Source organism: Corynebacterium sp. PCR 32, assembly GCF_037464985.1.
Taxonomy (GTDB): domain Bacteria; phylum Actinomycetota; class Actinomycetes; order Mycobacteriales; family Mycobacteriaceae; genus Corynebacterium; species Corynebacterium kroppenstedtii_D.
This window is the reverse complement of the sequence record NZ_JBAHVL010000001.1, coordinates 773,056-797,553: the sequence shown is the minus strand read 5'-3', so window position 1 is coordinate 797,553 and position 24,498 is coordinate 773,056. Positions and strand designations below refer to the sequence as shown.

21 protein-coding genes are annotated in these 24,498 nt (G+C 53.3%); 9 read left to right on the top strand and 12 right to left on the bottom strand.

Annotated elements, in window-relative coordinates:
• The first annotated feature begins 70 nt into the window (after positions 1–70).
• The 3 genes from V5S80_RS03400 to V5S80_RS03390 all read left to right on the top strand — a co-directional run bounded on the left by V5S80_RS03400 (position 71) and on the right by V5S80_RS03390 (position 3,063).
• Complete coding sequence (locus tag V5S80_RS03400; RefSeq protein ID WP_395169301.1) at positions 71–1,051, top strand: ABC transporter ATP-binding protein; 981 nt, start codon at positions 71–73, stop codon at positions 1,049–1,051.
• Complete coding sequence (locus V5S80_RS03395) at positions 1,052–1,870, top strand: ABC transporter permease (RefSeq protein ID WP_395169300.1); 819 nt, start codon at positions 1,052–1,054, stop codon at positions 1,868–1,870.
• Positions 1,871–1,995: 125 nt separating this feature from the next.
• Positions 1,996–3,063, top strand: coding sequence for a heme A synthase (locus V5S80_RS03390; protein ID WP_395169299.1), 1,068 nt, complete (start codon positions 1,996–1,998; stop codon positions 3,061–3,063).
• Between the two features lie 209 nt (positions 3,064–3,272).
• Here V5S80_RS03390 and V5S80_RS03385 read toward each other — a convergent pair whose 3' ends face one another.
• The gene (locus tag V5S80_RS03385) at positions 3,273–4,241 is read right to left on the bottom strand and encodes a heme o synthase (RefSeq protein WP_395169298.1); all 969 of its coding nucleotides are present in this window, start codon (positions 4,239–4,241) and stop codon (positions 3,273–3,275) included.
• A gap of 385 nt (positions 4,242–4,626) precedes the next feature.
• Between V5S80_RS03385 and tkt the strand changes: the two genes are divergently transcribed.
• The 5 genes from tkt to pgl all read left to right on the top strand — a co-directional run bounded on the left by tkt (position 4,627) and on the right by pgl (position 11,940).
• Positions 4,627–6,744, top strand: coding sequence for a transketolase (tkt, locus tag V5S80_RS03380; RefSeq protein ID WP_395169454.1), 2,118 nt, complete (start codon positions 4,627–4,629; stop codon positions 6,742–6,744).
• Positions 6,745–6,896: 152 nt separating this feature from the next.
• Positions 6,897–8,069: a transaldolase gene (gene tal / locus V5S80_RS03375; RefSeq protein WP_395169453.1), complete on the top strand. Its 1,173-nt coding sequence runs from the start codon at positions 6,897–6,899 to the stop codon at positions 8,067–8,069.
• A gap of 237 nt (positions 8,070–8,306) precedes the next feature.
• Positions 8,307–9,872, top strand: a complete 1,566-nt coding sequence (zwf, locus tag V5S80_RS03370; RefSeq protein ID WP_395169452.1) for a glucose-6-phosphate dehydrogenase — start codon at positions 8,307–8,309, stop codon at positions 9,870–9,872.
• 102 nt (positions 9,873–9,974) lie between these two features.
• Entirely contained in the window at positions 9,975–11,114 is a 1,140-nt protein-coding gene (locus tag V5S80_RS03365; protein ID WP_395169297.1) for a glucose-6-phosphate dehydrogenase assembly protein OpcA, read from the top strand.
• A complete protein-coding gene (gene pgl, locus V5S80_RS03360) occupies positions 11,101–11,940 on the top strand; it encodes a 6-phosphogluconolactonase (RefSeq protein WP_395169296.1) in 840 nt (279 codons plus the stop codon). The genes V5S80_RS03365 and pgl overlap by 14 nt, the downstream gene beginning before the upstream one ends.
• A 29-nt stretch (positions 11,941–11,969) precedes the next feature.
• Here the strand turns inward: pgl and secG are convergent, their stop codons facing one another.
• Positions 11,970–12,203 (bottom strand): preprotein translocase subunit SecG, encoded by a 234-nt coding sequence (gene secG / locus V5S80_RS03355; RefSeq protein ID WP_395169295.1) that lies wholly within the window; start codon positions 12,201–12,203, stop codon positions 11,970–11,972.
• Between the two features lie 157 nt (positions 12,204–12,360).
• On the opposite strand from secG, the gene V5S80_RS03350 reads away from it, so the two are divergent.
• Positions 12,361–13,356 (top strand): hypothetical protein, encoded by a 996-nt coding sequence (locus tag V5S80_RS03350; RefSeq protein ID WP_395169294.1) that lies wholly within the window; start codon positions 12,361–12,363, stop codon positions 13,354–13,356.
• Between the two features lie 68 nt (positions 13,357–13,424).
• Here V5S80_RS03350 and tpiA read toward each other — a convergent pair whose 3' ends face one another.
• The 10 genes from tpiA to V5S80_RS03300 form a co-directional block, all read right to left on the bottom strand.
• Positions 13,425–14,207 carry a triose-phosphate isomerase gene (gene tpiA / locus V5S80_RS03345; protein ID WP_395169293.1) on the bottom strand — a complete coding sequence of 261 codons (783 nt, stop codon included), beginning with the start codon at positions 14,205–14,207 and terminating at the stop codon, positions 13,425–13,427.
• A 69-nt stretch (positions 14,208–14,276) separates the two neighbouring features.
• Positions 14,277–15,488, bottom strand: coding sequence for a phosphoglycerate kinase (locus V5S80_RS03340; protein WP_395169292.1), 1,212 nt, complete (start codon positions 15,486–15,488; stop codon positions 14,277–14,279).
• 100 nt (positions 15,489–15,588) lie between these two features.
• Positions 15,589–16,593, bottom strand: coding sequence for a type I glyceraldehyde-3-phosphate dehydrogenase (gene gap, locus V5S80_RS03335; RefSeq protein WP_395169291.1), 1,005 nt, complete (start codon positions 16,591–16,593; stop codon positions 15,589–15,591).
• 243 nt (positions 16,594–16,836) lie between these two features.
• Entirely contained in the window at positions 16,837–17,835 is a 999-nt protein-coding gene (gene whiA / locus V5S80_RS03330) for a DNA-binding protein WhiA (protein WP_395169290.1), read from the bottom strand.
• 1 nt (position 17,836) lies between these two features.
• The gene (yvcK, locus tag V5S80_RS03325; RefSeq protein WP_395169451.1) at positions 17,837–18,811 is read right to left on the bottom strand and encodes a uridine diphosphate-N-acetylglucosamine-binding protein YvcK; all 975 of its coding nucleotides are present in this window, start codon (positions 18,809–18,811) and stop codon (positions 17,837–17,839) included.
• A gap of 175 nt (positions 18,812–18,986) precedes the next feature.
• Positions 18,987–19,940, bottom strand: coding sequence for an RNase adapter RapZ (gene rapZ, locus V5S80_RS03320; RefSeq protein ID WP_395169289.1), 954 nt, complete (start codon positions 19,938–19,940; stop codon positions 18,987–18,989).
• Between the two features lie 26 nt (positions 19,941–19,966).
• The gene (uvrC, locus tag V5S80_RS03315) at positions 19,967–22,060 is read right to left on the bottom strand and encodes an excinuclease ABC subunit UvrC (RefSeq protein WP_395169288.1); all 2,094 of its coding nucleotides are present in this window, start codon (positions 22,058–22,060) and stop codon (positions 19,967–19,969) included.
• Between the two features lie 3 nt (positions 22,061–22,063).
• On the bottom strand, positions 22,064–22,627 hold the full coding sequence (locus V5S80_RS03310; protein ID WP_395169450.1) for a PH domain-containing protein: 564 nt from the start codon (positions 22,625–22,627) through the stop codon (positions 22,064–22,066).
• Positions 22,628–22,667: 40 nt separating this feature from the next.
• Positions 22,668–23,147: a 6,7-dimethyl-8-ribityllumazine synthase gene (ribH, locus tag V5S80_RS03305; RefSeq protein WP_395169287.1), complete on the bottom strand. Its 480-nt coding sequence runs from the start codon at positions 23,145–23,147 to the stop codon at positions 22,668–22,670.
• Positions 23,148–23,195: 48 nt separating this feature from the next.
• The gene (locus V5S80_RS03300) at positions 23,196–24,452 is read right to left on the bottom strand and encodes a bifunctional 3,4-dihydroxy-2-butanone-4-phosphate synthase/GTP cyclohydrolase II (RefSeq protein WP_395169449.1); all 1,257 of its coding nucleotides are present in this window, start codon (positions 24,450–24,452) and stop codon (positions 23,196–23,198) included.
• Between the last annotated feature and the right edge of the window lie 46 nt (positions 24,453–24,498).

The following is a 24,498-nucleotide window of genomic DNA, read 5'->3' as shown; positions in this document are numbered from 1 at the left end:
CTCATCGACCTAACCTGGTACTTCACGGTCGGTCTGTCGACGTAGTTTCGTCGCGCTACACTTTTATCCTGTGACTCGCTCGAAAAATTCACCTGGTGATGCGCTAGTCCTTGATTCTGTTGTTCGGACCTTCAAATCTAGACGCGCTGTTGACGGCATCAGTTTCTCTGTTCGCCGGGGCGAAGTCTTTGCTCTCCTAGGGCCGAATGGTGCAGGTAAAACAACCACGATTGAAATGTGTGAGGGGTTTCAGGTTCCTGATTCCGGTTCGATCAGTCTTTTAGGGCTAGACCCCTCCACACACGCAGATGAGATTCGGTCACGAATCGGAATCATGCTTCAGGATGGTGGCTCCTACCCAGGCGTACGAGTCAAAGAGATGCTGTCCCTGTTGGCGAGCTACAGCCAGAACCCCTTGAATGTCCCTTGGCTATTGGACGTTGTCGGGTTGACTGACCACGCTAAAACGTCATATCGACGACTAAGTGGTGGACAGAAACAACGGCTGTCGTTAGCGTGCGCGTTGGTTGGGCGTCCCGACATGGTGTTCTTAGACGAGCCAACAGCTGGGCTGGATGCACAGTCACGGCTCGCCGTATGGGACTTGATCACCTCCTTGCGCCGGGATGGTGTGACTGTCCTCCTAACGACACACATGATGGATGAGGCGGAGTCTTTAGCAGATACGGTGTTAATCCTTGATCACGGACGTGTTGTCGCTGAGGGGACGACCCAAGAATTGACCAATATTGAGGATGCTCGTATTTCTTTAGAGACCTCGAGCTCCCTAGACTTATCGGCAGCGAATAAGTTTCTCGCACACGATGCAGTGGCCGGATCAGACGGTACTACCCCGGGCTTCGCACCGCTGCGAGTATCAGCTGTGCGGCCACAGCACTACCGGGTCGATGGGCCCGCCAGCCCTCAGTCGGTTAGCGCGATAGCCGCTGCTGCTCATGCTCAGGGAGTCTTGATCACTGACCTGTCGGTGGATCACCGGAGCCTTGAGGACGTCTTTTTGGACATCACCGGACGAGAGATGAGGCCCTAAATGGTGACCCACAATGGAGAAGAACAATCGACGACTCAGTGTACCGACGAATCACGTTTTACACCGGGGACATTTGTGCCGAAACCGCAACGGGCATCAACAATGAAGCTTGTATCCGCACAGGCGAAGATGGAAACTCTTCTGTTTTTGAGACATGGGGAGCAGCAGTTGTTGTCAATGGTGATTCCGATTGCGATGTTGGTTGGTTTCACGGTGATGCCTTTTATGGATTTTGACGATCCGATTGCTCGGCTATTTCCGATGGTTTTAGCTGTCGCTGTGATGTCGGCCGGTTTTACGGGCCAAGCGATTGCTGTGGTCTTTGATCGTCGATATGGCGCATTGAAACGGATGGGGGCGTCAGCTCTGCCTAAGTGGGCCATTATTGCTGGCAAAGCGTGTGCTGTCGTTACTGTTGTGCTACTACAAACCCTGATCCTAGGGATGATTGCGGTGGCACTGGGATGGTCGACGACCTTCTTGGGAATTGTGTTGGGGGTTGTTTTTCTTACTGTCGGTGCCGTGGCGTTTACGGCGTTAGGGCTGTTGTTGGGGGGAACACTTCACTCAGAGATTGTGTTAGCCCTGGGGAATCTCCTGTGGTTCGCATTGATGGGAGCTGCTGCTGTTGTTGCCATGGAGCCAGGGATGCGCGAGGGTATTCATGCATTGCTGATGCTTTTTCCTTCAGTGGCGTTGGCTCAGGGCTTGATTGATGCGTTCCATGGGAGTTTTAATCTCTTTGCTCTCGTTGTCATCGTGATATGGGCTTTTCTTGGTGGTTTTTCTGCAAGTAAGCTTTTTCGGTTCACCGCATAGGGATGTTGGTTCCTGTGAGAGGGGTAGTTTAGTTCCTGAGGTTGCGCAGGTGAGATGCATAGCGTGAACAACTCCACGTGTGGGGAATCGTGATCCCCTACGCGGGGGCTGTAGTCTGGATCTTTGTGAGTGCAATTCAGGCTAATGATCCTCGGAGTGACGCACCGACGCAGGTAGGTCTCAAATCTTGCAATGATGTGGTTGCTATTCCGCCTACTACTAATGGGTTCGTCCGAGGCTGTTACGCTTTCGCTCGTTTCTCCCGATTCCCTGTCTGTCCTAGTGCTCGTCAACGTCTGTGTGCGTTGGCATTGCTGATTGCTCAGATCGGTATTACTTTGACAGGCTCGATTGTTCGTGTGACAGCGTCTGGTTTGGGGTGTCCAACCTGGCCAGAGTGTCAGCCCGGGTCGTTGGTGCCAGTGTCTGGATCGATCCCCTGGGTTCATCAACTTATCGAGTTTGGTAACCGTACGCTGACTTTTGTACTGACCGTCTTTGTCCTTCTGGCTTTCCTAGCGGTTTCGCGGGCTCAGCGGCGTTCGGAAATTATCGTCTTGGCATTTATCCAAGGCATCGGCGTCATCGTTCAGGCGATTATCGGTGGTATTTCGGTTCATCTCGATCTTGCGTGGTGGATGGTTGCTCTTCACTTTTTGCCATCAATGGTTCTCATATGGCTAGCTGCCCTGCTATGGGTTCGTATTGATGAACCTGATGACGGTTGTGCGCGGGTAATGTACCCGCAGCCGCTTCGTTGGTTAGCTCTCATGTCTGCCATATCCATGGGAATTACCCTGATTTCAGGGACAATGGTTACTGGGGCTGGTCCTCATGCAGGAGATTCTGAGGTTCCTGCGGATTCCCGCCTGCAGATTCCTCTTGACCTCATGGCACATATGCATGCGCACGCGATGTATCTCTATTTGGGGTTGGTTGCTGGTCTGCTCTTCGGCCTTCTCACGGTTCGTGCCGATCGAGCGATCATGAAAACAACGCAGTTACTGGTAGCGTCGATCATTGTTCAAGCTTGCGTAGGGATCGTCCAGTATTGGTTGGGGGTTCCGCGCTGGACCGTTCCTGTACACGTGGTAGGGTCTGGCGTGATTTGTGCGGTCACAGGGGTGCTCTGGGCTCAAGGAAAACAACGCACGCAGGATGACCGTGATCGCGACGAGTTGATGGTGCCCTAGTTTCTGAAGCACGGTGGGTGGCTATATTCTCCAGTGTCTCCCCTAGTCCCTACTGACCGCTGCTACCTTGTACTCCTTAAAGAACGTGCTCATTCAACGGCGATGATGTCAATCTCGCGTTGAGCTCAGCATAGTGCAGTATTTTTCCGCACAGCCGGATGTTTAGTGTGGTACGTGAATTGTTCCTCCTGGTCCACAACATAGTCCGGCTAGAACCCGACCATGTTGTGCAGCGGTTGGAGGTTGATGACGGCATCAATGGAAAGTCCAACGAATAGCAATGACAGGTAGTTGTTGGACAGAATAAATAGTTTGATTGGTTTGACTGGCTTGCCGGTGGATATTCGCTGGTAGAGGATGGTGGCACTGATGATGAACCAGATTCCTGATCCGATCACCGCGAGAGTGTAGAACCATCCCGATGCAAAAATGAGGGTTAAAGAGGTGAGAACCGTCAGCCAGGTATAGAGCAAGATCTGTTTCGCTACTTGGGACCGGGTTTTGACTACCGGCATCATCGGAACCCCTGCACCCCGATAGTCTTCTTCATATCGCATTCCTAATGCCCACGTATGGGGTGGAGTCCAGAAGAAAATAATCATGAATAATGCGATGGCCTGTGACCATCCAGCTACCGAATGGCTGTTCGTGTTGTCAGCGATGACAGCCCACCCGACAATAACCGGCATACAGCCAGCGGCCCCACCCCAGATGACGTTCTGCCATGTTTTTCGCTTGAGCCATTTCGTGTAGACGAAAATATAGAACAGGATGGTAGCCATCACGAAGATCGCGGCCAACAGTGAATGACACAGGAAAGTGAGAAATAAAAAGCTCAGGACAGTCATCGCGACAGCAAAAATCTTAGCTTCTGTCAGGGTCAACCGCCCATCCACTAAGGGGCGATTTTGCGTCCTTTTCATGACCTTGTCGATATCGCTATCGACGATCATGTTGAAGGAATTTGCTGCAGCGGCTCCCATCCACCCCCCAACGAGGGTTAATAAAATCAACCAGAGGTGCACTGTGCCACGATCTGCTTGAAGCATGGCAGGAATCGTGGCGACGAGGAGAAGCTCAATCACCCGTGGCTTCGTCAGTGCCACATACGCCTTTATCTTCTCCACTTGCCTCTTTTTCCTCCGCGTCCACTGATAGTCGTTGTTGACTAGCCACAATGGGTGATCAGTGCTATCTAAATCGTGCTATTACGCCCCCATTATGGACATGATGGGGACAGTCATCGACTTATTTTAACAATCGCACCGTGATTCGTTGATTTGCCACAAAAACTATGACGTGAGTGGAAGAATTCCAGTACACCCGTAGGGTCATGGTCGTGCTGGTGACGCTGTTTAGACCCCCAGATTCGGGGCCCCGGAGCGCCGGGCTCTGCTGTGATCAATGAGGCGGTTTCTATTGCTTGCTCTGCCATAGACCACGCGGAAACTTCAGCCTAAACTAGGGCTCATTTCCTCGAGAGAATGTCCTCACATACGCGTGGCGTCGGCGGTGGTAATGCAGAAAGGTAATCAGAAGGTGATTGACAAGACTTCCCCAGTTATGAAGCGGTACGCGCAAGCGAAGGAACTGGTCCCGGCCCACCTTCGTGCAGCTGTCCAACCGGGTTTTCCTCACGACTGGGAAGAAATCGATTCCCGATCAGTCGATACGGTGCGTATCCTCGCCGCTGATGCGGTCCAGAAGGCAAAGTCCGGTCACCCTGGTACTGCCATGAGTCTGGCTCCGCTGGCTTACACCTTGTTCCAACGAATCATGCGACATGATCCTGCGCATCCCGACTGGGTTGGTCGTGATCGTTTCGTTCTGTCGTGTGGACACAGTTCAATGACGATTTATGCGCAGCTATTCTTAGGCGGGTTTGGTCTAGAAAGAGAAGATATCCAGCAGCTTCGTACGTGGGGATCCTTGACGCCGGGCCACCCTGAGTACGGGCATACCAAAGGTGTTGAAATTACTACAGGTCCACTGGGCCAAGGTCTGGCTTCCGCTGTTGGTATGGCGATGGCGGCCCGACGTGAGCGGGGGCTTTTTGATCCTGAGGCTCCTGCGGGCGATTCTCCGTTTGACCACTATGTCTATGTCATTGCCTCTGATGGTGATCTTGAGGAGGGGGTGACAGCTGAGGCTTGTTCCCTCGCTGGTACGCAGAAGCTTGGAAATATGATTGCGTTGTGGGATGACAATCGTATTTCGATCGAGAATGATACTGCGATCGCCTTCGACGAGGATGTGTGTGCTCGTTTTGAGTCTTACGGATGGCAGGTTCTTTGTGTTGAGTCTGGAGAGGATGTCCAGGCTCTTGAGGCTGCGATTACGTTGGCTCAGCGGGATACGGATCGTCCGACGTTGATTCGTGTTCGTACTGTGATTGGTTACCCTGCGCCAACCAAGATGAATTCAGGGGCGGTCCATGGTGCGGCCCTGGGTAACGATGAAGTCGCGGGAGTGAAGCGAATCTTAGGGTTTGATCCTGAACAATCGTTTGAGGTGCCCGATGATGTTCTTACACATACGCGGGCGCTTTGCGATCGTGGAGCAACGGCTCATGCCGAATGGTTGAAAGGTTTTGATCGGTGGGCTGACCAGAATCCTGAGCGGAAAGCTCTTTTTGATCGACTCATGGCGCGAGAGCTTCCGGAGGGGTGGGATGCGGATCTTCCAGTATGGGATGCGGACGATTCTGGTGTTGCAACGAGAAAAGCATCGGAGGCAGTCATTCAGGCATTGGGTGCTGCATTGCCTGAACTATGGGGTGGGTCTGCGGATTTAGCGGGATCGAATAATACGACAATTAAAGATGCGGATTCGTTTGGCCCTCCCTCGATTTCGACGGATTCGTGGACTGCTCACCCCTATGGTCGTGTGCTTCATTTTGGTATTCGTGAGCATGCGATGGGATCGATTCTAAACGGCATTGCTCTTCATGGTCCGACGCGCCCGTATGGAGGCACGTTTTTGGTGTTCTCTGACTATATGCGTCCTGCTGTTCGTTTGGCCGCGTTGATGAAAACAGACGTGTATTACGTCTGGACACATGATTCGATCGGCCTCGGCGAAGACGGTCCTACACATCAGCCGGTGGAACATCTCGCGTCACTTCGGGCGATTCCTAATTTGGCAGTGTTCCGCCCTGCTGATGCTAATGAGACTGCAGCGTCATGGCGGGCTGCGATTGATTCGCCGGCTGGACCTAAGGCGTTCGCACTATCACGTCAAAACGTGCCAGTCCTAGCAGGAACGAAGGAACTTGCGCGGGATGGTGTTCGTCGAGGGGCGTACGTCTTAGTGCGTGAGACGGTCGAGGCGCCGAAGGTCATCATCATGGCATCGGGGTCTGAAGTTCAGCTGGCCGTCGTTGCGGCAAAGAGTTTGGACACTCTGGGGATTCCTGCGCGTGTGGTATCTGTTCCGTGTATGGATTGGTTCTTGGGACAGGATCAGTCATATCAGGATGAGGTTCTCCCCCCCGGTGTGAGTGCTCGTGTATCCGTGGAAGCCGGAATCGCGATGCCGTGGCATCAGCTTGTGGGGTCGCGAGGCAGGACGATCAGTCTTGAGCACTTTGGCGCGTCAGCTTCCGCTGGTGAGTTGTTTGACAAGTTTGGATTTACAGTCGACGCCATCGTTGACGCTGCAAAATCTGTCGTAGAGAAGTAACACTATTTACCTTGTGCATGATGTTGACATTCTGAAAGGAACCGATCGTGACCATCGACAATGTTTCAGCTAGCCACCCCATCGTAAAACATGACTTAGGGGGTTCTGATCTTGAACTGTCTGAGTACAACGCGGTCGCGCCTGCAACGTATGTGCCGTCTGCAGCCAATGCGAATGTTCGTCAGCTTGTCCAGGCGGGGACGTCTGTGTGGTTGGATGATCTCTCTCGTGATCGTCTGGTGTCGGGGAACTTGGCTGACCTTATATCATGGTCAGGGGTCGTAGGTGTGACGACGAATCCTGCAATTTTCTCGAAAGCAATGACCAGCGGTACCTCCTATGATGAGCAACTCGCCCACTTGAGGGCGCAGGGTGTTTCAGCGTCAGACGCGGTATTTACGATGGCTATCGATGATGTTCGTGATGCTTGTGACGCGTTGATGGACCTCTATGAGACCTCTGGAGGCCAAGATGGTCGGGTGTCGATTGAGGTTGATCCTCGCTATGCACATGACCCGGAGAAGACAGTGCAGCAAGCGCAAGACCTGTGGGATCGCGTGGGCAAGCCCAATGCGATGATCAAGATTCCTGCCACCAAACAGGGGTTATCTGCGATCACAGATAGTCTCGCTCGCGGGATCAGCGTGAATGTGACCCTCATATTTTCTGTAGAGCGCTACAAGGAAGTCATCGTTGCCTTTATCGATGGACTTGAGCGTGCGCGCTCGGAAGGTCGTGACCTCTCAGCGATCCACTCTGTGGCTAGCTTCTTCGTCTCTCGCGTTGACGGCGCCGTTGACATCAAATTAGCCGAGATTATCGCTGATCCTTCGACTGATTTTGATTTGCTGAAAGGGATGGCGGGGATTCACAATGCTCAGCTGGCGTATGAGGCGTTTCAGTTGGCCTTCGGACTACGAGGACCCGATGGAGCATCATCTGAAAGCGACAACCTCTGTACTGTCGCTGAGCGTTGGCGTCATCTTGCCGAGGCGGGGGCGCATGTGCAACGACCACTGTGGGCGTCGACAAGTGTAAAGAATTCGGACTATACCCCGACGCTGTATACCACTGAGTTGGCCGGCCCCCTCACAGTTAACACGATGCCGGAAAGTACTCTGGAGGCGCTCCAATCGGATGGCGGCGTTCATGGTGATGCTCTCACCGGACGAGGAGATGTTGCTCGCGCCTACTTCCACAAGCTTGAGTCACTGGGGATCAATTTCGCTGACGTGGTGAATGTGCTTGAGGATGATGGCGTCGCTAAATTTGTGGAGAGCTGGAATGAACTGATTGCCAACATCGATTCGCGCCTAGCCAGCTAACAACTCGGCGCACAAGCTATAGCAATGGAAGTAGCCCCGCACGTTGCCTCATGGTGGGGACAACGGACAACATGATGAGAAAGGCATGGACATACGACCGTGAATGATCAGCACGCGGCCACCCCGTCACAGCAGCTCGCCTATACACCAGGGGATGTTTGTGGCCATGAGGTAGACCATGGCCATGCCGAAGGTCATCAGGAACCTTCACCACAAGAGCAACTTAACCGAGTCACCGTGGGGGCGAATGAGAATCCACTAGTCAAGGATGGGGTTCCTGCTGACTGGGATAATCCTCTGCGTGATCCACATGATAAGCGACTGCCACGGATCGCGGGGCCCTGTGGTCTTGTTATCTTTGGTGTTACTGGTGATCTTGCGCGCAAGAAACTGCTTCCTGCGATCTATGATCTTGCCAATCGTGGCCTGTTACCAGCTGGTTTTAGTCTGGTGGGGTATGGTCGCCGTGACTGGACCAAAGAAGATTTCGTGATGAAAGTCTATGACGACATCCGTGCAGGCTCTCGAACGCCTTTTAGGCGTTCAGTATGGGAACGCCTTGCCGAGGGGCTTACTTTCGTCAAAGGAAACTTTGATGACGACGAGTGCTTCGATAACTTAGCTGCTACCCTGGCTCAGATTGATCGAACTCGGGGTACTGCTGGAAATTGGGCGTTTTATCTTTCTGTGCCTCCGGACTACTTTCCTAACGTGTGTCACCAGCTTCAACGGTCTGGACTTGCTAAGGACAGTGCCGACGGGTGGCGGCGTGTCGTCATTGAGAAGCCATTCGGGCATGATGAAGAATCTGCTCGTGAGCTCAACCGTATTGTTAATAGTGTTTTTCCGGAACGGTCAGTGTTCCGCATTGACCACTATCTTGGTAAAGAAACCGTTCAAAATATTATGGCTTTGCGGTTTGCTAACCAGCTCTTTGAGCCATTGTGGAGCGCATCATTTATTGATCACGTCCAAATCACGATGGCGGAAGATATAGGCCTTGGCGGGCGTGCTGGCTACTATGATGGCATCGGCGCTGCCCGCGACGTCATTCAAAACCACCTCATTCAACTCCTTGCGCTCATCGCAATGGAAGAGCCTCTCGCGTTGACACCACGTGACTTGCAGACGGAAAAGGTGAAAGTTCTTCGAGCAACGAGCGCTGTACCACCATTTTCTAAGACGACAGCCCGTGGACAATACACGGCTGGATGGCAGGGATCTGAATTCGTCGGCGGTCTTCGAGATGAAGAAGGATTTGCCAAAGATTCAAAAACTGAAACCTATGCGGCCTGCACATTGGAGATCAATTCTCGACGCTGGGCCGGTGTACCGTTCTACTTGCGCACCGGGAAACGCCTCGGCCGGCGGGTTACGGAGATCGCTCTCGTCTTCAAAGACGCCCCTTATCTCCCCTTTGGCGATGATGAAACGACCGCGCTTGGTGCCAACGCAGTTGTCATTCGTGTGCAGCCAGATGAGGGTGTACTTATGCGTTTTGGGTCGAAGGTGCCCGGTTCAGCGATGGAAGTCCGCGACGTTAACATGGACTTTTCTTACTCTGAAGCCTTTACCGAAGAGTCGCCGGAGGCATACGAACGTTTGATCCTCGACGCGTTGTTGGATGAGGCAAGCCTCTTCCCCACCAATGAAGAAGTCGAGCTTTCCTGGAAGATTCTCGACCCTGTTGTGAAGTATTGGGCTGAGCGTGGACGTCCCGATGACTATCCTGCTGGCACATGGGGGCCCGAGAGTGCTGATCGCATGCTGTCGCGTACAGGTCGCTCTTGGCGGCGGCCATAGAACGTAAAACAATCCATGACATTTGTGACGCCATTGAGGCTTCACTTTCTGACTCCATGAGCGAATCCACCATCCGACACCCCGGAGAGACAGGACCACCGCGTGATTATTACCCTTCCGAATACAACCACTCGTGATATTTCAAAACGCCTGGTAACCATGCGTGAATCTGGTGGTGAAGTGACTACTGGGCGCGTGTTGACGCTCATCATTGTTGCTTCTATTACCGATGATTGTGAATCGTTCATCACGGCTGCGAATGAAGCCTCACAGGAACATCCGTGCCGCATACTCGTTTTATTGACCGATGACGTTTCTGCCTGTTTAGACGAGTCCGCTCCTGATTTTCACTTAGCCTCCGACAATAACCTTGCAGACTACGATGATCTTGAAGATTCTCTTAATCCCAGGCCATCCACTGCTTGTGCACAAACATCTGTGAAGGGGAGTTTCTCAACAGATGGTCGAGTTGACGCGGAAATTCGTACCGGTGGTGACGCGGGCGCTGCTGAAGTCGTTGTCATGAAACTCTATGGCTCCGTCAGCCACCATCTCGCGAGCGTCGTCATGCCTATTTTGCTTCCGGACACCCCAATTGTCGTGTGGTGGCCAGCATGGCACCCGCCCGTACCTTCAGCTGATCCGATTGGCCGTCTCGCTAACCGACGAATCACAGATTCCTTATCATCCGGTCTACAGGACGGCATTTTTTCCTGCCGATCTACCTATGCACCCGGTGATTCTGACCTCGCATGGTCACGGATTACACACTGGCGTGGTGTATTGGCATCAGCACTCGATCAACCTCCGTTTGACCCGATCCACGCGGTGACGATCGCTGGTCCTGCCGATGACCCCAGCGTCGATATCGCCGGTGGTTGGCTGGCTGATCGTTTCGGCATGAACGTTACTCGGGAGTCCACCGATTCGCCTCAAATTCCGTTGGACTCCGAGGGGCGACCTACCATCGGCGTGGAGAGTGTGACCCTCCATCGCAGCAGCGGCAACCTCATTCTTCGTACATTCAGTGCACATACGCTCATGATCACCCAGGAAGGATCAGGTCGTGAAAGTCGCGTTGCTCTGACACGACGAGGAACAGCGGACTGTCTCGCGGAAGAGCTACGCCACCTTGACCCCGATATTGTTTATGCCAAAGCTCTTCGGGGGCTTGCTCGAGTTCACCGGGTTGATGCTTGTGACCCTAACCAATTCCATGAGGCGGTCGATGATGAAAAATAGTAACGACACACCAACTGTTCGTATTGTCCCCTGCGCTAGTCAGGATGAAGTAGCGTTACGAGCAGCTCGCGATGTTGAAAACATCATCGCGCGTATCCACGAGGGACGTGATGGGTCCAATGGCCTTGTCGGAGTGACACCTGACGGTTACGCACGCCTTGTCGTGACAGGTGGTAGTACCGGTATCGCTGTTCTTCAGCAACTCTTTACGGATAGCAACGCTGGTAACGCGGGTATTGACTGGAATCGTGTTCACATTTTCTTCGGCGATGAGCGTTGGGTGCCTGATGAGCATTCAGAGCGGAACGACAGACAAGCTACCGATGCTCTACTTGGGCGTATTGATATCCCAGAGAAAAATATCCATCGATTTCTTGCCCCAGGACCAGATACCGTCTATGGGGAAACAGAAGGACCCTGCAGCGGAAACGTTGATATGACGGTACTTAGTCAAGCGGCTGCGTCGTATGCCCGGGCTATCAGCGAATACGCTCCTGATGGCTTCGATATCCATCTCCTAGGTATGGGGCCCGAAGGGCACATCAACTCCCTATTCCCCTACACCCCAGAACTTGCGAGCAGTGATAGTGTGGTGGCCATCACTGACTGTCCGAAACCACCGCCAAGCCGTCTCTCTCTCACTCTCAGAGCTCTGAATACGTCGCACCGTGTATGGTTCGTCGTTGCAGGCGAAGCAAAGGCCGAGGCAGTGACGCACGCAGTATCAGGAGAGGATCCCCAACAGTGGCCGGCCGCAGCCGCCCGCGGCGTTCACGATACTGCTATATACGGCGATGCTGCAGCGCTATCTACGCTGCAGCATTAGGGTTAAACTGTGAAAGAGGCCGCGTGCGACTATCCGTAGGCCTGAAGCAAATTCAGTCCAATGATCGCAGCCAACCAGATAATTGCACACACAATGGTGATGCGGTCAAGATTTTTCTCAGCCACTGTTGACCCTGAGAGGTTTGACTGCATTCCACCGCCGAAGAGGCTGGATAGTCCGCCACCCTTACCTTTGTGTAGAAGGACGAACAGCCCCATGAACAGGCTGAACACGACCAAAACGATTTGGAACGCGAGTTGCATTGGTGTAGGTGCTCCAATCAGGAAGTAACGTCACCGGTCCGTTAATAACCACACCAGTGTAACGTACCCGCACTGAGGATTGTAGGTGGACATCCTCGACACGTCAGTGAATCACTTCGACATTCGTTCTCACGTGAGAGAAGGCATAATAGGGAACGTGAGAACTCGAGCTCGTTTACTCGCTTACATTGATCACTTCTATGCTGCTGTTCAGGGGTGTGGAGCAACACTACATACCTTATTGGATGGACTCATTCGCCGACTTCGTTTACAACGGCTTATCAGCGCAGTTCCACTTATTCCTCCTGGGCTACGCGCCGCGCTGGGCTCTCTTGTCCCCCTCGCACCGTCAGATCTTCCCGAACGGCTCCCCCATGTTCACGCGCACAATGACAGTTCCCACCGGTTTCCTCTTCGTGAGGCACTGCTTCGGGGCTTTGGCTCGATTGAAGCAGATGCCACCCTGTACCGGGGTCGCTTCCTTCTCGGGCACAGTGTTCTCGAAAAACGACGACGGCTCGATTTAGAAAAAGACTACATTGAACCGCTCGCCCGGATGGCACGGGTCGGTCCCCTCTTTCCTCCTCCTGCGTCTGATTCGTCTAATGCCCTATCCACTACTACCCATGAGGACACTGTCTATCTTCATGTTGACATTAAGTCAGCTGGACTGCCCGCACTGAAGAAGCTTGAGTCTATCGCTGCTCGTTATGAGGACGTACTTAGCACGTGGAATGGGGAAAGGTTTATTCCACGTCAGATCACTCTTATCGCGACAGGAAACAGCCTTCGAGCAGCCGATGAATGGTGGAGACAACCGTCTACCAAGGACCACCACCGGCGGGTATTCCTTGATGGTCGCCCTGAGGATCTCGATGTGTGTCCACCAACGTGGCTGATGCCCCTGGTCAGCACTAATTTCACTCAGCTATCTGCATGGCGTGGTTTCCGTACAATTGCTAGAACTGAAGAAGCTGCTGTTCGTGATTTCGTGTCCAACGTTCACAGTCAACGCCGACAGGCCCGACTGTGGGGAATCCCAACCTGGCCCCATGCCCACCATGCTCGAGTAAGCCGATGGCTCCTAGGCGCTGGTCTCGACTGGGTGAGTATCGATAACCTACGGGGAGCGCACCGGCTTATTCACTCCTAGGACACGTGATCTATGTCCGTGACCCCCAGGTAGATGGCTACTAGGAGGTGTGAGGATAACTAGGCGTTTTAAGAAATTCCACCCGCAGCCAGAGCGGAGAGTTTAGCAAAGTCCTCTCCATTGAGAGAGGCGCCGCCTACGAGCCCTCCATCGATATCTTCCTCGGCAATGAGCTCAGAGACATTACTCGTCTTCATCGAACCACCGTAGAGGATGCGAATGGAGGCAGCGGTCTCGTGATCAGTCAGGTCAGCTAAAGCGCCGCGGATTGCGTGGCAGACTTCCTGGGCGTCTGATGCTGACGCGGTCTTTCCCGTTCCAATCGCCCAGATCGGTTCATAGGCGATAACAGTTGTAGCGATTTCTCCCGCGCTCAAACCGGCAAGAGATTCCTTCACCTGGTCGACGACGAAAGAAACATGATTGCCCGCGTCGCGAACATCGAGGGATTCCCCAACGCACACAATGGGAACCATTCCAGCCTCCAGAGTCTTTTTGGCCTTCGCTGCGACAACTTTATTGGTTTCAGAATGGTAGTCGCGGCGCTCTGAGTGGCCGACGACGACCCAGGAGCACCCCAACTTTGACAACATCGATGCAGAAATTTCACCCGTGTACGCACCAGAATCATGGGTGGAAATATCCTGTGCGCCATAAGTGATCTGGAGTTTGTCTCCATCGACCAATGTCTGTACAGAACGGATATCAGTGAAAGGTGGAATGACCGCGACATCAACGTTGTCGTAGTACTCTTTGGGCAGTGCAAAAGCTAGCTTTTGCACGACGGAAATGGCCTCAAGATGATTGAGGTTCATCTTCCAGTTACCAGCAATCAGCGGCTTACGAGCCATGAGAAATCCTTTCGTGAAAAAGGTGGGTCCCTGCGCTGACACGAGATCAACCCAGGGGTAAACGAGAGTCTATCGGTCAAGGATAGCTATGCCCGGGAGAGTCTTTCCCTCGATGAGCTCGAGTGAGGCGCCACCACCAGTTGAGATGTGGGAGAACGCTTCGTCTGCAAAACCAAGGTTGCGAACTGCTGATGCGGAATCACCTCCACCAATCACAGAGAACGCACCATTCTTCGTTGCTTCTGCGATAGCTGTGGCGAGGCCTTTGGTTCCGTGAGAGAAAGCCTCGAATTCGAAGACACCAACGGGCCCATTCCAGAAGATTGTTGAACAGCCATGGAGTCGCTCGGCAAAGACTGTCGTCGACTCCGCGCCAGTATCCAGGCCCATCCAGCCATCTTCAATCTCGTCACTGGCGACGGTTGTGTTCTCAGTATTTGCATCGAATTCTCGGCCAACGACGATGTCAGTCGGGAGAACGATCTTGTCAGAGTATTCAGCGAGCAGGGATGCGCACTCGTCAATCATGGATTCCTCGAGCAGGGAATTCCCGACGCCATACCCCTTGGCTTTGAGGAAGGTGTAGCACATTCCACCACCAATGATCAGGGTGTCCACCTTCGGCGCTAGAGCTTTAATAACCCCGAGTTTGTCCGATACCTTTGACCCGCCCAAGCACACGGCGTAGGGGTGTTCTGGATGATCTGTGCACTTGGAGAGCTGGTCAAGTTCTTTTTCAACGAGGTAGCCAACGTAGGATGGGAGTTTTTTCGCCACATCGTAGACTGACGCTTGCTTTCGGTGGACAACTCCGAAGCCGTCTGACACAAACGCACCATTATCGCCCGTGAGTGCAGCAAGTTCAGAAGCGAGTTCTTCTCGCTGATCATCATCTTTGCTTTTCTCACGTGGATCGAAGCGAACATTTTCGAGGAGAAGGACATCGCCGTCGTTGAGACCATTAGCACGTTCATGAGCATCTTCACCCGATACGTCGGATGCTAGCGCAACGTACTGGTCGAGTCGCTTGGAGAGCGCCTCAGCGACTGGCCCCAAGGAGAACTGGGTATCCTCCGGTGATGTCGGACGACCCAAGTGAGCAGCGACAATTACGCGTGCTCCTGCATCAACCAGCGTTTTAATAGTGGGAATAGATGCATCAATGCGTCCAGGATCGGTAATGGCTTTATTTTTCAACGGAACATTGAGATCCGCACGGACAAGGACGTGGCGCCCCTCGACACCATCTTTGAGTAAATCCGCAAGCTTTTGTACTGCCATAACAACTCCTCGAGTATGTGTATTGAGATATAAAAGGGCGGGCCGACGGCGTGCCGTGGCACTGCCCCCGGCCCGCAAAGTCACTCGGGCGAGTGGAGGATTAGAGACGCTGTCCGATGTATTCGGCCATGTGGACGAGCTGGTTGGAGTAACCCCATTCGTTGTCATACCAGGAAATAACTTTCACCTGGTTGCCCAGAACGCGAGTCATCCCAGCATCGAAGATTGAACCGTGTGGGTTGTGTTGAATGTCGGTGGACACCAGCGGTTCTTCGGAGTACTCGAGAACAGCACTGAGTTTTTCATCCTCAGCGGCCTTCTTCATCGCGGCGTTAACCTCGTCGACAGTGACATTTTTCTTCGGAATGAAAGTAAGGTCAACAAGAGAACCAGTTGGCACCGGAACGCGCATAGCGAAGCCATCGAGCTTGCCATTCAGCTCAGGAAGAACCAAGCCGACAGCCTTAGCAGCGCCGGTTGTTGTCGGGACGATGTTCAGCGCAGCGGCGCGAGCACGGCGCAAGTCCTTGTGAGGTGCGTCATGCAGGCGCTGATCACCAGTGTAAGCGTGAACGGTCGTCATCAATCCGGATTCAATACCGAACGCATCGTCCAAAGCCTGTGCCAGAGGTGCCAAGCAGTTAGTGGTGCATGATGCGTTGGAGATGACAGCCATATCATCGGTATACGTGTCATGGTTGACGCCAAAGACGAAGGTACCGTCAACGTCTTTACCCGGAGCGGAGATGAGGACCTTCTTAGCGCCCGCCTCAATGTGAGCTTTCGCGTCGTCACCCTTGGTGAAAAAGCCAGTGGATTCGATAACGATATCAGCACCGAGCTGACCCCAGTTGAGATTCTTCGGGTCCCGTTCAGCGGAAATCGCGATACGGTGGCCATCAACGGTGATGGACTCATCGTCGTACTCAATCTTGGCATCGAGTGGCCCCATGATGGAGTCATGCTTCAGAAGCAAAGATAGGGTACGGTTATCGGTCAGGTCATTGATGCCAACAACCTCGATATCGGCACCCTGCTCGCGGATAGCGCGGTAGAAGTTGCGGCCAATTCGACCAAAACCATTAATACCGACACGAACGGTCACGGTAGTTCTCCTTAAGCTCTATAGCTGTTTAGGTTAAGGACGTAATCAGGTGGACGATCGTCCTCCGGCTTTTCCATCCCTACGGTCACCACTTTACAGTTCAATTGAGATTCATGCAGCAGTCGGTACAGAATGAGACAAACACCACTTATGTATAAACGGGCACAATAACCCACAATACGGGCATAACTATGTGTGGTGGACACGATGTCAAAAGCTTAACACCTCATCACCACTCCCTATTTATTCATCATCGTCAAAAAGGTCACTCGTGACAGCAGAAAACGTATCAGGAACATCAAGCTCAGTCGCCTTCTTATCCGCTAATGACAGCAATCGCCTAATACGCCCAGCAATCGCATCCTTACTAATGGGGGGATCGGCAAGCTCACCAAGCTCCTCAAGTGAGGAATGCCGATGTTCCATCCGAAGACGACCAGCATCTGCAAGATGGTCGGGAATGTCATCACCAAGAATCTCCGTCGCACGGCGCACACGCGCAGCAGCCGCAACCGCGGCCCGAGCAGACCTCCGCAAATTAGCATCATCGAAGTTTGCCAACCGATTCGTCGACGATTGTGCCTCCCGACGCTTGCGCTGCTCATTCCATTCACTACGGGTCTTGTCTGCACCCATACGCCCCAACAACAGATCGATAGCATCGCCATCACGAATCTGAACACGCTCCGTACCACGGAGTTCACGATTTTTTGCCGGAATATCCAAACGACGAGCACACCCGATGAGCCCAATAGCAGCGGCACTCTGTGGAGCGACAACCTCAAGCGCTGACGACCGTCCCGGTTCTGTTACCGATCCACGAGCCAAGAATGACCCACGCCACGCAGCAACACAATCAAGAAGTGAGCCGTGCACTATCCGTGGTGGGAGCCCCCGAACCGGGCGGCCCGCCCTATCCAGAAGACCAAGCCGTCGCGCAACCTCTAAGCCTTCACCATTCCCACACCACTGGACACGAAACACAGACGATGATGAATCATCCTCAACCGACGCACAGATGTCATACAAATCAACAACATGCTGCCGTACGCGCTCCGCAATCTGAAAAGAGTCGACCTCGACCGAAACCACCAGCGCTTGAGGCGAACGACCAAGGACGTCGCCCCCCAAACGAAGCTTGCCAGCGAAACGTACCATCGCGCCAACCTCCGACCGCTTTTCCTCCGCAGTCGGTACTGTCATAGCCGCAATTTCGGCTTTGATATTGGTTGTTAACCCCACGCTACTGAGCACTCCTTTCCGATGCCTGTCCTGCCGCCACGTACACCTCGGAAATCACTTGCGCCAATTTCCGCGGAGAGTGCGTGCTCAACCAACGCCCCTGCTCATCGTCGCGTCGAACATCCCCAACCCTCAAGTCTGCACCAAAATTAGCGGCAGCCCGGCACAGATGCGTGCGCTCCCCCGACCCCATCGCTGAGTGCTCGTCAACGATCACAGTATCGACGGGAAGATCCTGACAGTGCTGCTGCAACATATGAAGATGCCGTTCGACAGTAAATCCTGGCGTTTCTCCTGGCTCAGCCACTAAATTAACGACCACAATCTTATGAGCATTCGTTTCTTGAAGAGCCTTTACGATGTCTGGAACTAAAATATGAGGAACAACCGAGGAGAACCACGACCCCGGTCCCACAGTGACAACATCCGCATTCACGATCGCCTCGACAACGTGTGGACTACAGGGCGGATTCTCCGGGATCAATTTCACGCGACGAACCTGCCCCGGCGTCGTTGCAACAGCAACCTGCCCACGTACCGGGGTGACAATCCGCGGATCATTATCTAAACCAGCTACTTCAGCCTCAATATCCAATGGCTCAACGCTCATCGGAAGAACCCTCCCGCGGATACGCATAAGCCGTGCAACCTCAGCTAAAGCGGCGACCTCATCCCCCACAACGTCAATCAACCCCTGGATAAGGAGATTGCCCACAGCATGGCCAGCTAAAGCCCCACGGCCACCGAAACGATGCTGAAGGACGTTCTCCCACAAACGGCCCTCATCATCGTCAGCAGCCAACGCAGCCAAAGCCATGCGCAAGTCACCAGGCGGAATCGAATTGAACTCCTTGCGTAGCCGACCGGACGACCCCCCATCATCTGCCACCGTAACAATTGCTGATACATCATCCGACAGCATCCGCGCAGCGCGAAGCGTCGAAAAAAGCCCGTGCCCTCCACCTAGGCACGCCATCTTCCCAATGCGGGCCACATGATTACCCTCACCCGCGCTGCCATGATCAGAGGAGGCCGTGCCATTCGACGCATGAGGAAAACCGATATTCATACACACTCAATTCCACTAACGATTGCTTCAACGAGACACTCAGTATCACCCAACGGATACACTAGGCCCACCTGAGCGGGGGTTAGTCACGGTCGAAATCACGATGGGTCACGGTAACCTCATCCCCCTGCGTACGCAGTCGACGGGCAATCTCCTCAGTGACCGCAACGCTACGATGATGCCCACCAGTACACCCAATAGCCACTGTCGTGAAGTTCTTTCCCTCATTTTTGTACCCCTCCTGCATGACACTAAACATGTCCAAAAATGAAGAAATAAACCGATCGACATTGTCATGGCTGAGAACATAATCAGCAACCTCGTGGTCAGTACCACGGAACTCCCGCAAGTGGGGAACCCAATACGGATTGGGAAGAAAGCGAACATCGATGACAAGGTCAGCATCCTTCGGGATCCCGTGTTTAAAACCAAAAGACTGAAGAGTGATGTGCTGCACATTGGAATCAAGAGCATCAAAACAACGCTCGATGTCACGACGCAAATCATGAATCGAAAAGTTCGTCGTGTCAATAACAATGTCAGCCTGATCCCGGATATCCTCCAACACACCACGTTCACGAGAAATACCCATCTGGAGAGTACCTGTCCCCTGCAGAGGATGCTTCCTGCGAACAGTATCGAAACGCTTAATGAGCGTTTCATCATCAGCATCCAGGAACATCACAATCGGACGTCTGCCATCTTCTTCCAACGACGACAACACGTCCCCGAGCGAACCCGCAAAAGCACGAGAGCGAACATCCGTAACGATAGCCAGGCGCTCAATAGGAGAGTCAGGAGAAAACGAGAGCTCAACCATGCGCATGATCAACTCAGGCGGGAGATTATCGGCAACATACCAGCCCATTTCTTCCAGCACATTTGCTGTCGACTGGCGGCCACCACCCGACATACCAGTAATCAACACGAGTGAATTCTCGGCGACATGATGCAGGGCGTGATCCTCGGAAGAAATACCACCAGCAGGAGTGATATCCGGTGAAGCTATGCTCGACGAGCGCGGAGAGTCAGGCATACCCACCACTCTACTTGTTTTGCTCCCTATTTTTTCGGACTACGAACTGTTTGCTCATCATCCGACAGAATCGCGTCCTCATCCGAAACCGGGTGCAAGCCTTTATACACCTGAGCAGCTAACGTCGGACCGATGCCCGGAGCAGCGGTCAACTCCTCCACAGATGCTCCTTTTATCCGCGCAACACTGCCAAACGTCCTCAATAGATCGGCTTTACGCTTCTCCCCTAATCCAGTAATTGCATCCAACGCAGACTGGCGTAAACGACCACTACGCTTCGACCGCTGATACGTGATGGCCACCCGATGAGCCTCATCACGGATATTCTGGATGAGATATAACCCTTGAGACCTCCGGGGTAAAATCACCGGGAACTCCTCCCCTGGCAACCACACCTCTTCCAAACGCTTAGCTATCCCGCACACAGTCACATCGGAAATTCCCAATTCATCCAACACCTCTTGCGCAGCATTAACTTGTGGCGCACCACCATCAACCACAAACAACTGCGGCGAATAAGCAAAACGTCGAACGGCTGCGGGATCCGCTAAATCCACATTGGCATCACCCTCAGACGGTGCGAACCGCCTATCCTCACTAGCCAGCGCACCCGCAACAACCCCATCTTCTGGGACCTCCGTGGAACCTGTTGTATAACGCAAGAACCGACGACGAACCACCTCTTTGATACTGGCAACATCGTCAGAATGACCACCCCCCGCCGCCTCCTTGATCGCATACCGGCGATAATCTGACTTCTTTGGCGCTCCATCTTCGAACACGACCAAGGACGCTACAACGTCTGTTCCCTGGAGATGGGAAATATCAGTACACTCAATGCGAAGAGGCGGCTCAGGCATCTCAAGGCTTTCTTGTAACGCTTCAATCGCTGCACTTCGCGCCGTAAGATCGCCCGTTCGACGTAATTTATGCTGATGTAGCGACTCTGCCGCATTTCGAACAACGGTATCCATTAGCGCTCGCTTATCCCCACGCTGAGGGACACGAACATCAACATATCCCCCACGCAGCCCCGCAAGATACTCCCCGATCTCGTCGACGTCATCGGGCTCGTCCATGACAAGGACCTCGCGCGGCACAGGCTGACCCGCATCACCGCAAAACTGTGCCCCTTCACTAGCACGGGTATCCTCAGCAGTTTCTCGAGCCCGCTCGACCTCATCACCGTAGTACTGCAGCAAAAACTCGTGTATCAGAGCGCCAAGCGACTCCTCCGAGTCACCGCTACGTTCCACCACCCACGCTCGCTGACCATGGATACGGCCACGGCGTACATTAAAGATTTGGACTGCGGCCTCCAACTCATCAGCCGATACGCCGATGACGTCGGCATCGGTGTCCTCAGGGAGAACAATAGCCTGCTTTTCCGTCACCGCCTGAATCGCTTCAATGTCATCACGAAGGCTCGCTGCCTTCTCAAAATTAAGGTCAGCTGCCGCCTCTTCCATCTCAGAAGTTAATTTCTTAATAATCGGACGGGAATGTCCAGCAAACACAGAGCACAGACCTGCGACCAATTCACGGTGATCACCTTCAGAGATGCGCCCAATGCACGGTGCAGAGCATTTATCGATATACCCCAAGAGACACGGACGACCCAAAAGCTCGTGACGGTGAAAAACCCCCTTCGAACACGTCCGAACAGGAAATACACGCGTGAGCGATTCCAGTGATTCCCGAACCGCCCACACCTTGGGGAAAGGCCCAAAATACCTGATTCCATGCCGACGTTGCCCACGATACACCCATGCCCGCGGAATACGTTCTCGCTGGGAAACCGCCAGCATCGGATAGCTTTTGTCATCACGGAAAACAACATTATATCGCGGGCTAAACCGCTTAATCCATGTGTATTCCAGGTTGAGCGCCTCATCTTCTGAGGCAACAACCGTCCACCGAACCTGAGACGCAGCGAACACCATCTGACGAGTGCGCGGGTGGAGCTGTTCTGGTGCCTGAAAATAATTAGAAAGACGAGCGCGAAGATTTTTCGCTTTTCCCACGTACAAGACACGATCTTCTGGATCGCGAAAAGTATACACCCCGGGACCTGTGGGGATAGACCCGGTCGCGGGGCGATATATGGCGGGATTGGCCACCGGCTAGTCCTCCGGAAGGTAGGTATCTTCAAGTAAACGGAAACTGTTAACGGCGTCGACAACCCTACTACCGTCAGCAGCTTGAAATGCCCACATAGATACGAATTCGAAATCAGGCAGTTCTAAACGCGCTGACCGTGAATTCTTCGGAAAACTCAGCCCGTGGATAATATCCCAGGCATAAAACTGTGGGCTCAGGAAATTACGCACCTCGACGCCATGCTTATTGACCCGAACACGCGGACGTAAACCAAGTAACCAGACCCCGGAAAATACGAGGCCGATGCCAATAAAGGACCATTGATCCACAGTCGTGACCGCCGCGCCAGTGTAGCCAAGTCGAACGACCAACGCCATGAAGATATGAATCCCCATGATGACGACAACACCGACCCAACTCCACTGCTTCAGTTTGGTAGACGTCACTACGAGTTCCCAGGGTGCGGTGCTCGTGGTAGGCGTGCCATATGCAAGATAACTCCCAGGCATCTTCGTTTCGCTCACACCGTTACTCACGGCACCGAGCCTACCTTTTTTCTCCCTTGTTACCGAATTACCACCCGGCATCGACACTTGGCCTTTCCTGGGAAAACCCAGTGACACCCCTCTACTCCGACGCTATCTTCCTGAGGGTTTGAGCAGTATGAATGGCGGCAAACATCGCGTCAGCCCCCTTATTCTCGTGTGCAGTAGGACCACCAGCCCTATCGACGGCCTGAGCATGAGTATTGCAGGTCAATACACCGTTCCCGATGGCCGTGCCAGTATCTAAAGCAAGCTTTGTCAGACCGTAGGTAACCCCATTGCACACATGTTCAAAATGAGGAGTTCCACCCTCAATAACGCAACCGAGAGCAACGACCGCATCGTATGCTTCTGCAGCACGTTTCGCCACAACAGGGATCTCTAACGCACCAACCACGGGGATGACGGTGACATCGGCACCAGCGGTCTCCCCAACCTGTCGAGCCTGAAAGGCTAATTGTTCTGTCACATCTCGATTCCACTCAGAGACAACAATCGCGACGCGGAGGCCACGTGCAGATCCAGGCTCAACAGTGACACTGGGGGTTCCTTCGCCACTCATGAAAACTCCTTAAACTATGACAAATGAAAGGACGACGTACGTAATTAATTAGGATTGATGCCCCGCGGTATGAGCCGCCTCCCACGCACTCAAACTCGGCAGATTATGCCCCATCTTGTCACGCTTAGTACGAAGATAGTTGAGATTTTCAGGATAGACACCAACCTCAATACTCCGACGCCCACTAATCGTTAAACCATGCCCTTTCAGCCCCGCGTGCTTCGTGGGATTATTCGACAGCAAGATCATAGACTGGACTCCGAGATCAGAAAGTATGGCAGATCCTGTCCCATATTCACGGGCATCTGCTGGTTTACCCAATTCAATGTTGGCATCGACAGTGTCATAGCCATCGTCTTGAAGTTTGTAGGCCTCCAGCTTACTTATCAAGCCAATACCTCGACCTTCGTGACCGCGCATATACAGGACGACTCCCCGACCTTCTTTATATACGTCCTTCATCGCGTGGTGAAGCTGGTCGCCGCAATCACAGCGTCGCGATCCAAAAACATCTCCGGTGAGACATTCCGAGTGCACTCGAACCAGGACGTCCTTTCCCTCGTTATCAGAGGGATCGCCGACGACAAGAGCAACATGTTCGAGTCCATCGATGACGTTTCTATAGCCGATAGCGGTAAATTGTCCGTAGGTTGTCGGAAGCGCTGTTTCTACTATGCGTTCGACAAGTCGTTCAGTACTTCGACGATATGCAATGAGCTGGTCGATAGAGATCATCCTCAGCGAATGTTCGTCAGCGAAGCGACGAAGCTCAGGTCCACGAGCCATTGTGGTTGGATTCTCTTCACTCACAATCTCGCATAGTGCGCCGGCAGGATGACGCTGCGCTAAGCGAGCGAGATCAACTGCGGCCTCCGTGTGCCCAGCGCGTACGAGGACCCCTCCTGCACGCGCCCGAAGGGGAACAACATGGCCTGGCCGGGTGAAATCGTGAGGCATTGACCGCGGAGAGGCCAACAAACGGATGGTGTGGGCGCGATCGGTGGCAGAAATACCAGTGGTGCAGCCTTCCGTTGAGTCCACAGTGACCGTGTATGCCGTGCCCTTTTTATCTTGGTTTCGGGTGACCATTGGTGGCAGATCACAACGATCTGCATCCTCATCAGTCATGCCAACACAGATATATCCGGAAGAATATCGAACCATAAAAGCGAGCGACTCAGGGGTTACGAGGTCGGCGGCAATGATCATATCGCCTTCGTTTTCGCGGTCCTCATCATCGACAACAATGACCGGTTTGCCTACAGCAATGTCAGCGATGGCATCGTCGACATTGTCCAGGCGGATACGCCCTCGGTACGCAGGTACATCCTCTGGATGGGGGTCTGCTAAC

What these genes read in the sequence shown, in the direction of transcription:
- V5S80_RS03395 (WP_395169300.1), top strand. Translation starts at nt 1,052, where the DNA reads ATGGTGACCCACAATGGAGAAGAACAATCGACGACTCAGTGTACCGAC.
- tkt (WP_395169454.1), top strand. Translation starts at nt 4,627, where the DNA reads ATGAAGCGGTACGCGCAAGCGAAGGAACTGGTCCCGGCCCACCTTCGT.
- pgl (WP_395169296.1), top strand. Translation starts at nt 11,101, where the DNA reads ATGATGAAAAATAGTAACGACACACCAACTGTTCGTATTGTCCCCTGC.
- secG (WP_395169295.1), bottom strand. Translation starts at nt 12,203, where the DNA reads ATGCAACTCGCGTTCCAAATCGTTTTGGTCGTGTTCAGCCTGTTCATG.
- tpiA (WP_395169293.1), bottom strand. Translation starts at nt 14,207, where the DNA reads ATGGCTCGTAAGCCGCTGATTGCTGGTAACTGGAAGATGAACCTCAAT.
- V5S80_RS03340 (WP_395169292.1), bottom strand. Translation starts at nt 15,488, where the DNA reads ATGGCAGTACAAAAGCTTGCGGATTTACTCAAAGATGGTGTCGAGGGG.
- yvcK (WP_395169451.1), bottom strand. Translation starts at nt 18,811, where the DNA reads ATGGCGTGCCTAGGTGGAGGGCACGGGCTTTTTTCGACGCTTCGCGCT.
- rapZ (WP_395169289.1), bottom strand. Translation starts at nt 19,940, where the DNA reads ATGCCTGACTCTCCGCGCTCGTCGAGCATAGCTTCACCGGATATCACT.
- V5S80_RS03310 (WP_395169450.1), bottom strand. Translation starts at nt 22,627, where the DNA reads ATGCCGGGTGGTAATTCGGTAACAAGGGAGAAAAAAGGTAGGCTCGGT.
- ribH (WP_395169287.1), bottom strand. Translation starts at nt 23,147, where the DNA reads ATGAGTGGCGAAGGAACCCCCAGTGTCACTGTTGAGCCTGGATCTGCA.